The following is a 10,931-nucleotide window of genomic DNA, read 5'->3' on the forward strand; positions in this document are numbered from 1 at the left end:
GTGGCTATCGAAGCGTTCGCCGACGTCGGGCACGGTGTTTTCGAAGTCGAGTACGTCGATGAGGACCGCGTACGCCGTCGTGAGCCCCTGCCGGCGGTGTGGACGGCGAGGTTCGAGTCGCTGCCGCCGGTGCGGAAGGTTCGTACGTACGCCGGGCAGCGGTCGGTGACCCGGGATTACTGGTCGACGACGATGCGGAAGTCGTTTGCGTGCGAGTCCCGGCTGGAGCGTGATCACGCGATGCTGATGGACTTCGATCCGCAGGTGACGGGGCTGGTGTCGCAGCCGTTCCGGCTGTTCTGGCCCACGCGCCGGGGGCGGCTGGGGCATGTCCCGGATTTCTTCGCCCGTCGTGTCGACGGCACTGGGGTGGTGGTCGATGTCCGTCCGGAGGACCGGATCGAGCCGGACGACGCGGAGGCGTTCGCGGCGACCGAGCGTGTCTGTGAACTGGCTGGCTGGTCGTTTAGGCGGGTGGGTGTGATCAGCCCGGTTCTGTTGGCGAACCTACGCTGGCTGCGGGGCTACGGCCATCCTCGCTGCTGGCGGCAGGAGACGGCCGGGCGGCTGCTGGAGGTGTTCGCCGAGCCGCGGCCGTTGTTGTCCGGGGCGGAGGCGGCCGGTGACCGGATCGCGGTGCTGCCGGTGCTCTACCACCTGCTCTGGCGAGGGATGTTGGCCACAGACGTGAAGTCGCAGGTGCTGGGGCCCGACTGCACGGTCCGTCGGCCGCAGAAGGAGGGCGGGCTGTGGTGATGCGCAATCCGTTGGTGGTCCGGCCCGGCGACCGGGTCCGGTTTGACGGCCAAGTGCAGACGGTCGCCGGCCTATCGGGGATGTTGGTACGCCTGGCGGACGAGGCGGGCGGGACGAGCACGATGCATCTGCCGACGCTGATGATGTCGCCCGGTTTCGAGGTGCTCGGTTCTGGCAGCCGGAAGGTGATGCCCACGGGAGTGCTCGACCACGTCCCGGCGGGCCAGGCCGAGGAAGCGTTGTGGTGGCACCGGCACATGGTCGAGTTGCGCACGGGGCTGCCGCCGGACGCCCCGCGAGGGGCCTCGCCGCGGCATGAGTACGACCCGGCAATGCGGACTCTGGCCGAGCGGGAGGCGTCCAAGGCCGCCGAGCTTGCGGTCGAGTTGGGGCGGCCGGTCAGTGCACACACGGTGCGTTGGCGACGGCGGCGCCATCAGGAGCAGGGCATCGCGGGCATGGTGGACGGGCGGCACGCGCCGCGCCGAGCGGTGCACGGAAAGCTCCGGCCGGAAGTCGTCGACGAGTTGCAGCAGCTGATGAGCCAGGCCACGGACGGCTCGACCCGGACGGTCAGCTACTACTTCGAGCGCGTTAGCAAGACGGTCAAGGACAAGTACGGACCGGAGGCGGTGCCGAAACGGTCGGCGTTCTACCGGCTGTTTCAGCGGCTCGAACGCGGCCGTCACACCACCGGTTCGGCGCGGACGCGCCGGTCCCTGGCGAATCAGCCCGAAGGCGTCTTCGATCGGGCGATGGTCTGCCGCCCGGGCGAGTTGATGGAGATCGACTCCACCCCGTTCGACGCGTTGGTGCGCTTGGACCGGGGGGTGGTGGGCAGGGTCGAGCTGACCGGGCTGGTCGATGTCGCCACGCGCACGGTCACTGCGGCGGTGCTGCGGCCGACGACGAAGTCGGTGGACGCGGCCTTGCTGCTGGCCCGCTCGGTGACACCGGCGCCGATGCGCCCAGGGTGGACGGATGCTCTGCGCCTGGAGCGGTCGGTGCTGCCCTACCGGCGGTTGCTCGCGCTGGACGAGCGGCTGCGGCATGCGGCGGCCGTCCCTCTGATCATTCCCGAAGCGATCGTGGTGGACGGCGGCAAAGCGTTCTTGTCGAAGAACTTCCACATGGCCTGCGACGCGTTCGGCACCGAGGTGATCCATGCGCCGCCCAGGACGCCGACGCACAAACCGCACATCGAGCGGACGCTGGGGTCGGTGTCCACGATGTTCGCTCAGTTCGTCTCGGGTCACACCGGCCGGTCGGCGGAACATCGCGGGCACCGGGTCGAGGACGAGCCGCTGTGGTCGCTGCCGCAGTTGCAGGAACTGCTGGAGGAGTGGATTACTGCCAGGTGGCAGAACCGGCCGCACGACGGCTTGCGGGACCCGCTCGCGCCGGGGCGGACGTTCTCGCCGAACGAGAAGTACGCCGCCCTCGTGGAGACGGCCGGCTACCTGCCGCTGGCGCTGTCGGCAGAGGACTACCTGAGGCTCCTGCCAACACGCTGGCAGGCGGTCAATTCCTACGGAATCAAGATCAAGCACCGGATCTACGACTGCGACGAGCTCGACGGGCTGCGGCGGGAGAAGTCCGGGCTCGCTGATCGCAAGGACCGGTGGGAAGTACGTCACGACCCCTATGACGTCCGTGTGGTCTGGCTGCACGATCACCGCGAGGACACCTGGATCACCGTCCCCTGGCGGCTGTTGTCGTCCCAGCCGCTCCCGTTCGGGGAGATGGCCTGGGATCACACCGCCAGGGATCTGCGCGAACAACAGGGCATCACGGTGACCGAGGAGGCGATCTCCCGGGCGGTGGGCGACTTGCTGGAACGGGCGGGCGCCGGCCCAGTCGAGGCAGAGGAAGCGCCGCCGGTCCGCAAGAAGCCCCGGAATCGTCGATCCGATCGGGCAGCCGCCCGCACCCGCGCCGCTGCTGATCCGTCCTGGCCTCGACCGGCCCCGCCGCCTGCACCGGCTCCCGACGAGGAGCCGGACGAGGGAGCCGACGACCAGGAAGTCGCCGATGTCGTTCCGCTGCGTGTCTTCGACGCCCGCAAGGAGGCCAACAAATGGTGGTAGTGCCCGAGCAGTTCGGCATGCCGGACAAGCGACGCATGCCGACGACGACGCTGCCGAACTGGCGGTGTTTCGTGAACGAGGACCCACCCGAGTTCGAGCTGTTGACTGAGGCGGACTGGCGGGCGCTGACTGAGCCGGAGCGGGACGAGTACGACGAGTCCCGCGTCGACTACCACTCCGAGCTGATCATCGTGGAGACCCCGACCATCCGGGAGATCCTCCATCAGGGACGTCTGCTGACGCTGGTGAACCGGCGCGAGATCAGCGCCCGCCGCGGTCTGATCGTCTCCGGCCCCTGGGCAACGGGGAAGTCCACAGCCATCAAGCAGCTCGGCCGGGCCCACGAACTGCGAGTACGGCGGCGCTATCCCGACCATGACCGCATCCCGGTCGTCTACGTCTCCGCCCCGCCCAACGGCTCCCCGCGGAAGCTGGCCACCCGCTTCGCGCACTTCCTCGGGCTTCCCCTCAAGTCCCGTCACAACGAGATGGACATCGCCGACGCGGTCTGCGAGATCCTCACCGAAGCGCGTTGTGACCTGGTCCTGGTCGACGAGATCCACAACATCCAGATGGGCACATCCAACGGCAAGGACATGTCCGACCATCTCAAGTACTTCGCCGAGCACATCCCGGCGACATTCGTCTATGCCGGCATCAACGTTGAGCGGGAGGGGCTGTTTACCGGGGTCCGCGGCAAGCAGATCGCCGCCCGCTGCGTCATGCAGCACACCTCGAACTTCCCCTACGGCAGTGAGTGGCGCTCGATGATCGCCACGATGGAACATGCGCTGCGGTTGCACCGCCACGACCCCGGCGTTCTGGCCCGACAGGCGAAGTATCTCCACGCCCGCACCGGCGGCAGCATCAGCAGCCTGTCCCACCTGATCCGCGCCGCCGCGATCAGCGCGATCGCCGACGGCAGCGAACAGATCACCCGCCGCCTGCTCCACACCATCACGGTCGATCACAGCACCCAGTCCGACAGCCCCCGCCCGCCGCGAGAAACCGAGGGCGACATCGAGGACGCGGCGTGACTACTTCCCTCTCACCGCGCCGACTTCAGCCCCTGCCCCGCACCGTCGCCCCGCTGCACCGCGAATCATGGGATTCCTACGTGAGGCGGCTCGCCAGGGCAAACCGGCTCCCGTTCACGCTCCTGCACGAACACCTCGACGACCCCGCTCGCCTTCAGCCAGAGCCCCTGCCCCTGCCCCTGCCCCTGCCCCTGCTGGACGCAATCTGCGATCTGTCCGGCCAGCCTCGCGACCGACTTCTTCGCGCGCTTCCGGATCTGCGGCCACCCGGGCCCGACGACAGCGAGCCCATCGCCAGCCTGCGGCTGGCCCGAAGCGGCTGGAAGCTCCACCCCGCATGCAGCCACTGCCTGATGAGAAAGGGCATCACAGAAGTACTCCCCAGATACTGGCACTGGGCTCCGGTCAGCACACGGCTCTGCCTGCGGCACGGACAGTGGACAGCCGACCGTGCCAAGCAATTCGCTCTCCGCCCGGTCCCGGAAGTTCTCCAGGCCCAGCGCCGACATCATCGACTGAGCCGTCAGCACGGCTGGGGCCCGGTCGTCCTCGCCATGCGCGCGGCCACCACCGTGATGAACGGCTGGTTCGAGTACGACGCTCTCGTGCAAACCCGGCACGCACGGATGTCCGCCCTCTGCGGTCCCGACTGGCGGGCCTATGACAACGATCCGATGATCATCGCCAGCGCCTACCCCGAAACCGTTGCCCTGGCCGGCCTGCTGGCTGCACCCGGCCTGCGAGACCTGCCGTTCACAGGCCACCCGGCAGACATGCGGCGCTTCATCGACGAGGTCCGAATGCGCGTCCTGCCCGGGTACCAGTACGACTACGACGATCAGCAGGACCCGCTGGTGCGCTGGATCGCACAGGAGCACCGCCGGCGCACGCTCCCCAATCCGATGGCCGCTTGCCCATGACGGTGATCCCCGCGTTCACCGCAAAGCGCCTCATCCTCGCACGGCACCGCCGTCGGATGACGCTGGCTGCGCTCGCCCGCGCCGCCAAGCTGACCACGCACAGCATCACTCACTTCGAGAACCGCCTGAAGTACCCGTCACCCCAGTCACTGGACCGGCTGGCTGGCGCTCTGGACGTCACCCCAGAATTCCTCTTGGCCCCGCCGCCCCGCCAGATCCTGTCGGAAACGATGAGCCTGCGAAGCCCGACCAGACTGACTGCGCGCAAACGTTACAGCGCCGTCGCTGTCGCCGAGCTCACCGCCGCCTTGGTCTCATGGATCGAAACGCACCTGTGGCTGCCCTGCCCCAACCTGCCCTCCTGGCCACAGCTCGACCCTGAGCACGCCGCCGAGTCCCTTCGGGCCCACTGGCAGATGGGTGACGCCCCCAGCGGCCCGCTGACGCCGCTCCTCGAATCACACGGCATCCGCATCTTCGCTCTCCCGCCCGACTGCGGCGACGTCGGAGCGTTCTCCACACGCCAGACTGGGACACCATTCGCCTTCCTCCCACCCCATCTGGACGGCGAACAGGCACGGCAGCACCTCGCATACGAACTCGGCCAACTCGTCCTTGGCCACAACCGGCCAGGCCACCGAGACTCGCGTCCTGCGGCCATCCAGTTCGCCTCCGCGTTCCTCATGCCCCGCACTGCCGTTGTCGCCTCGATGCTCCGCACAGCCACTCCCGAACGCCTGGCCGCAGCAGCCAGCGCCTGGGGCGTTCCGACATCCGCCGTCCTCCACCGCCTGCACGACCTGGAACTACTGCCGGAGTGGGCCCACAGAACCACCATGCAGGGACTCGGCCACGAGACGACCCCCTCCAACCAGCCCCGACCCGCTCACGTTGAACGCAGCCACTTGCTGCCCAAAGCCGTGGCTCATCTACGAGCCCGCAGGCTTCCCATCGATTCCGTCGCGGAGTTGACCGCCCTTCACACCGACGACCCCCCACGCTGGCCGACGACGACCAGCCCAGCGGCTCCTGCGTCCGCCGACAAGTAGGCACATCGCACGTGTTTTCAGCAGGATGAATGGGAGCCACTCCGGCACTGAGGTCGAGAGCCACGCTGCCCCATCCGTGGTGGGTATGGACACGACGCAAGTCCGTAATCGGCAATGAGATTGAGAGCCACCTCGATCGGGTCATCTCTGGCTGTAGCGGTGGTGGCTCGACGCGCGAATGCCGGATGTGCGGCAGCCCCCTTGCTCCGCTGCACCGCTATACCTCTGTGACATAACTACGCACCGCTGGCGCCGCGGTCCGTGCCATACGCCGCCATCAACTACGCGTGGGTTCCTTGGTGGCTGATGTCAGAGAGGTAACCTCGCCCATCTCTCCCCGGCGGTAGCGGTTGAGGCCACGGCGGTGGCTGAGGCAACGGTGGCGGCCAGGGCGGCGGCCAGGGTGGCGGCCAGGGTGGCGGCCACACGGCGATCACTACTGGTATCCGTTCGGCGAGATCCATCGTGCACCTGCCAAGAGCTTCACGGGCTGTGGAGTGGAGGGGATGAAGGTCCATCTCGGTGAAGGCAGCCGTGTCGTGCAGATGGCGGGCGACTGGCGGTCCGAGGCCAGGCGGGGCGGGTCGAACTCGGCGGTGCTCCGCACCGACGTGCTGACCGGTGCGGGCTAAACAGGGACTGCGGCACCGCCCTCGGCCTCCCAGATCCGCTCGCCCTCGGCGTCGACCGCCAGCAGGGGCACCGCGTCGGGGGTTTCGGGGGTGGTGCCGGCAGCGGCAAGGATCGTCGCAGCCGGCATGCGGTTGCCGGTCCGCGCGGCCATCGCCATGGCCGCCGCCGCGGCCGGCGCGGTGGCCCACGGCGGAACCACGAGGAGCATGAAGTGGTCGTTAAACCCGCGGGTCACGCTCATTGTGTCATCGCTGGCGGTGAACCAGCCGATGTGAACGACGCGGCCGTCGATCGTGAGGCTGCGTGGGATGTCGTCCCAGGCGTCCTGGTCCAGCCCGACGCGCAGGATCGCGCCGAGGTGAGCGCTCAGTGCGGTGATGAGGCCGGGCAGCTCGGCGCGGACATCGCGGGAATGTGGCCACCACGCGCCATCGAACATCCCCGCGCGGGCCAGCGTCGGCTCCAGGGTCAGCCGGACTGCCGAGGGCACCGTCAGCTGCGGGAAGAGGCTGGGGGAGCGCCCCCATACGAATGCAGTGCTGTGGTTCGGCAACATGGCGTGCCGCCCGTCTCGGTTCTCGACGGAACCGGTTTGGTCTAGGGCGACGCCGACTCGGCTGCCGACGGTGAAACGTCCTGGTGACTGCAATTGTACTCCGCGCAACCGGTGGCGGGCGGGGGCCCGCGCTCAGGTGGTTCGCTCCCGCAGAGCCCGCCCGGCGATTTCCCCCTGCTGGCTCCGGGTAGAAGTAGCGCCGATGGTCGTGTGCTGGAGGTGCATCACGTAGGCGCCGCCCAGCCGCACCACGCAACCGGCCGGTCAGCACGCGCCGGCTGGTATCTGGGCGATCTGCTCGGTGAACGACCGCCGGGGACACCGCGGCTCACGGCAGAACCAGCGGCACTTGTGCCACAAGAACTCCAGGCCGCTGTCCCCGTAGGGAAGATCGCGGGGCCGACTCAGCGCCGAGCCCTTCACTTGGGAGGCGAATACCCCGCAGGCCGGACAAGCCCACGCCGACTCGTCCGCCGTGATCGATGGACCCGGCGTCTGCCGCCCTCGGGCCGCTCGACACGTGCGACGGACACCCCGTCGAGGTCGAGCAGCAACGTCGTATCGTTGACCAAGCCCGTGGCTCCTGCGTGATCGTTTTGCGTCGAGAACAGAAATGATCAGGTATGACCAAGGGCGCTCTGCATTCGGATGCCGACAACCACCACGATTGTCACCATCGTGACGACAGGTCAGCACCCCGCCAGTCGAGTGCACCGCTCAAGTTCGAAGACCCGTCAAAATGCCCTGATATCCGTCACCCCGAAACCGCCCGGCGGGCTGTATCCGGGAGTACCCTGAAATTACCGAGGACATTTCGCATAAGAGTTTCCAAGCTCCTGTCGTTCTCGGCGATTCACAACACCGGGCCGGCGTACACCGGCCCGGGGACAGGTCCGCGTCATGACCGCGACCATTCTGTATACGTCGGCGGTCGAGAAGCGGACCTTTTCGCTCCCGCTGCGTCTCGCGCTCGCCTCAACGGACACCCCCGGTGCGCTTCTGGACGGTGCCTGGTGGCCCCGCTCCCGCGACCTGGCGGCGGAACTTCCTGCGTTGACAGCGGTGCTGGATCCCCTTTGGGGACGCATCACCCATGTCACGGTGAACCCGACCCTGTGGCCGGTCATCCCACGGAAGGTGCCCGTTGATGGGCACGTGGTGAGCGTCGGCTGGTTCAAGGCCGAGCAAGACCCCCACAAGCTGTTGCTGCTCTCCTACACCGTCGGCCGCTGGGACCTGCTGGTGATTCCGCCGCAGACGGATCCGACCATCGCCGCCTGGCTGATGACCGCGGCTACCGGTCCGCTGCGCAGCCACACAGCGAGTGATCTGCTAGAGAGGGCCGAATTCCAACGGATCGTGACAGAAGCCGACCAGGCCCGAGAAGCGGTCTGGGAATCCGAGGGCGGCCATGGCGCCCGTGTGACCGCGCCAGCACGCTCAACGTGATCCTCGAAACGGCCCCGGTGAAACCGCCGGGGCCGTCCTTTCAGGCGCAACACGTGAGAGTGCGCAACCCACAATCCACGGTACACCTGCCGGTAGTTTCCAACGTGATTCCGTAGGCTGACGCGAAGCATGAGCACATTCTGCTCGGACCTCAAGCACCGACGACCGGGCCCAGCAGCCGGCAGCGCCCGGCCACCGGCAGAGTGCTTGCTATTCCACATTGCCGCGACACTGCCCCCGGACACGGAACCAGAGTCCGGGAGCGTAGACCGAATCGACGACAGCGGCTTCGCCTTTGGTCAACTTGAGGATCCGCAATGCGCCGCTCGGAAGCAGGTCGTACTCATACGTGGCGGGCGACTCACCTTCGGTGATGTCGTCGTAGGAGATATCTGCAGCCGCCAGCTCCGCGTATTCCTTGGGGGGCCGGTTCTCCACCAGCTTGATGAACACGCTCATACCTTGACGATAGATCCCTCGCGGTCTTCTCGCCTGACATGCCAGATCTCACCGCCAACGGCCGCACCACCAGTCGGGCGGTATCGGCTCATTCCAGGGTGGCAAGGTGGTCGACGGCGCCCCCACGCCACTCGATCAGGAAGAGGGTCGCGTCGTCGCTGGTGATCCCGCCCCGCTCCCGGATCAGGGTGTGGGAGAGGGAGCGCACCACCGCCCGAACCCCTTCCTCGGCGTGCTCGATGCGGTTGACCCAGGCGATGAGTTGCTCCTCGCCGAACTGCTCGCCGCGGACATCGTGCTCCTCGATCAGGCCGTCGGTGAAGCACAGCACCCGGTCGCCGACCTGGAGCGTCTGCTCGCTGATCTGGGGCTCGTCGCCGCCGAAGCCGACCGGCAAGGTGGTGGGGCTGTGCAGTTGCCGGACGACCTGGTGGTTGCGAATCAGCAGCGGCGCGGGGTGGCCGGCGTTGACCCATTGCAGGTGGCCTGTCGCAACGTTCAGGCGCATCATCTGGGCGGTGACGAAGTGCTCGGGCCCGAACTGCGCGGCGATGGCCCGGTCCATGAACGCGTAGATCCCGGACAGCCCGACGTCGGTGCGTCGGGCGTGCCGGTAGGCGCCGATGGCGACGGTCGCCATGGTGGCGGCGTCCAGGCCGTGGCCCATCGCGTCGACCGTGGCGACGTGCAGGATGTCGTCGTTGAGGGCGTAGTCGAAGCTGTCGCCGGCGACCTCGTAGGCGGGTTCGAGGATGCCGGCCACCGCGACCTGCGGGGTGGACATCGACAGCGGGGGCAGCAGGGACCACTGGATCTCCGCGGCCACGCTCATCGGCTCGCGCCGTCGGGTCTGGAGGAACTGGTCGGTGTAGCTGTTCCTGGTGACCAGCACGTGGGCGGCCAGGCTGGCCAGTCGGTGCAGCAGCCGCCGGTCGTCGTCGACGGTGTCCAGGGTGAGCGCCAGCACTCCCACCTGGTCGCTGCTGTCCAGCAACGGCAGGTACATCCGCACACCGTCTGCCTGCGGCACCTCGACGGGGGTCCCGCTCCGGAAGGCTGTGCCGGCGGGGGAGCCATCAATCGGCGCGCGCTCGCCGACGGTCAGCCGCCTACCCGGCAGCGGCACCAGCATCAGTTGTTCGTAGTCCTGCAGGAGGATCGAGACGTTACGGCCCCCGACCCGGCCGACCACTTCCACGATCAGCGGGGCGATCAGATGCGGTGGCATCTCGTGGGCCCGGTCCAGCAGCACCCCCAGCAGCCGCTCACCGAATCCTTCCGACCGGTCCACCGCGCCCTTTTCGGGCTGCGACTCTCCTGCCGTCACAGCCGCACCCGCCCTAGACGGGTCCGCTCGAAGACCCAATCACGTGATCCGTACACACGGGCTCCTGATACGACCGTCAATCCGCACAGCTTGACGCGGCCGACCGGCCCAACGAGCCGATTACGCCAACGGCGGCATGTCACACCAGGTCAGGAGACGTGGCTCTCAATTCCGGTGTCCAAACAGCGGTTCCCGATCTCGCTGCCCGAGTGGCTCCGAAACACCCTGTCGAAAACATCGCACGGGACCCCGGCCCAAGAGCACAACGAAATCCACCGACAACGAATGCTGGGACGGCTGCGCACGCATCACTCTGGGCGACAACGTCTCCCGGGATTTCGTGAACTGCGGTGTTCACCGTGAATTGCCTATCCCCTGGTCACCGAGGCGCGCGGCGAGAAGGCCGAACGGGACGGGACAGCTCCCCTATCGCCTTGCACACCACGACAATCTCCGCCATCAAGCGATGGAATTCGGCCACATCCGCATTAGTGAAGTCGTCGTGAGCCAGTTGAAGCGCCATCCGCACAGTTGGCGCACGCATACACATGTCTCCAATTCAATGAGCTCTTTCAGCGTTGCCGCTCCAGCGTGAGGACGGCAGCGGCGATTGACGTCATTCGATTCGGGCTGCACCGGGATCGGCGGAAGATGCGCC

General features: G+C 67.6%; 11 protein-coding genes and 2 pseudogenes. 8 read left to right on the forward strand and 5 right to left on the reverse strand.

Annotated elements, in window-relative coordinates:
* From AB0L75_RS38530 to AB0L75_RS38560, 7 genes and pseudogenes are all read left to right on the forward strand, one after another.
* On the forward strand, window positions 1–756 hold the full coding sequence (locus AB0L75_RS38530; protein WP_365190778.1) for a TnsA-like heteromeric transposase endonuclease subunit: 756 nt from the start codon (window positions 1–3) through the stop codon (window positions 754–756).
* A complete protein-coding gene (locus AB0L75_RS38535) occupies window positions 756–2,843 on the forward strand; it encodes an integrase (protein ID WP_365190798.1) in 2,088 nt (695 codons plus the stop codon). Before AB0L75_RS38530 ends, AB0L75_RS38535 begins: the two co-directional genes overlap by 1 nt.
* Entirely contained in the window at window positions 2,834–3,880 is a 1,047-nt protein-coding gene (locus tag AB0L75_RS38540) for an ATP-binding protein (RefSeq protein WP_365190779.1), read from the forward strand. Before AB0L75_RS38535 ends, AB0L75_RS38540 begins: the two co-directional genes overlap by 10 nt.
* Window positions 3,877–4,302: pseudogene (locus tag AB0L75_RS38545) on the forward strand (TniQ family protein); the annotation flags it as partial. The gene AB0L75_RS38540 and the pseudogene AB0L75_RS38545, both read left to right, overlap by 4 nt.
* A 132-nt stretch (window positions 4,303–4,434) precedes the next feature.
* Window positions 4,435–4,800, forward strand: coding sequence for a hypothetical protein (locus AB0L75_RS38550; protein ID WP_365190799.1), 366 nt, complete (start codon window positions 4,435–4,437; stop codon window positions 4,798–4,800).
* Complete coding sequence (locus AB0L75_RS38555; RefSeq protein ID WP_365190780.1) at window positions 4,797–5,849, forward strand: ImmA/IrrE family metallo-endopeptidase; 1,053 nt, start codon at window positions 4,797–4,799, stop codon at window positions 5,847–5,849. Before AB0L75_RS38550 ends, AB0L75_RS38555 begins: the two co-directional genes overlap by 4 nt.
* Window positions 5,850–6,355: 506 nt before the next feature.
* A complete protein-coding gene (locus tag AB0L75_RS38560) occupies window positions 6,356–6,481 on the forward strand; it encodes a hypothetical protein (protein ID WP_365190782.1) in 126 nt (41 codons plus the stop codon).
* On the opposite strand, the gene AB0L75_RS38565 is transcribed toward AB0L75_RS38560, so the two are convergent.
* A complete protein-coding gene (locus AB0L75_RS38565) occupies window positions 6,478–7,038 on the reverse strand; it encodes a DUF5994 family protein (protein ID WP_365190784.1) in 561 nt (186 codons plus the stop codon). The two genes, AB0L75_RS38560 and AB0L75_RS38565, sit on opposite strands and share 4 nt — an antisense overlap.
* A 264-nt stretch (window positions 7,039–7,302) precedes the next feature.
* Complete coding sequence (locus AB0L75_RS38570) at window positions 7,303–7,752, reverse strand: transposase family protein (RefSeq protein WP_365190786.1); 450 nt, start codon at window positions 7,750–7,752, stop codon at window positions 7,303–7,305.
* 186 nt (window positions 7,753–7,938) lie between these two features.
* Between AB0L75_RS38570 and AB0L75_RS38575 the strand changes: the two genes are divergently transcribed.
* Window positions 7,939–8,487 carry a DUF5994 family protein gene (locus AB0L75_RS38575; RefSeq protein WP_365190787.1) on the forward strand — a complete coding sequence of 183 codons (549 nt, stop codon included), beginning with the start codon at window positions 7,939–7,941 and terminating at the stop codon, window positions 8,485–8,487.
* Between the two features lie 210 nt (window positions 8,488–8,697).
* Here the strand turns inward: AB0L75_RS38575 and AB0L75_RS38580 are convergent, their stop codons facing one another.
* The 3 genes and pseudogenes from AB0L75_RS38580 to AB0L75_RS38590 form a co-directional block, all read right to left on the reverse strand.
* Complete coding sequence (locus AB0L75_RS38580; protein ID WP_365190789.1) at window positions 8,698–8,946, reverse strand: hypothetical protein; 249 nt, start codon at window positions 8,944–8,946, stop codon at window positions 8,698–8,700.
* 88 nt (window positions 8,947–9,034) lie between these two features.
* Window positions 9,035–10,273: a GAF domain-containing SpoIIE family protein phosphatase gene (locus AB0L75_RS38585; protein ID WP_365190791.1), complete on the reverse strand. Its 1,239-nt coding sequence runs from the start codon at window positions 10,271–10,273 to the stop codon at window positions 9,035–9,037.
* A 572-nt stretch (window positions 10,274–10,845) separates the two neighbouring features.
* Window positions 10,846–10,931: pseudogene (locus tag AB0L75_RS38590) on the reverse strand (IS5/IS1182 family transposase); the annotation flags it as partial.

The sequence above is a fragment of the Streptomyces sp. NPDC052101 genome (assembly GCF_040680235.1).
Taxonomy (GTDB): domain Bacteria; phylum Actinomycetota; class Actinomycetes; order Streptomycetales; family Streptomycetaceae; genus Streptomyces.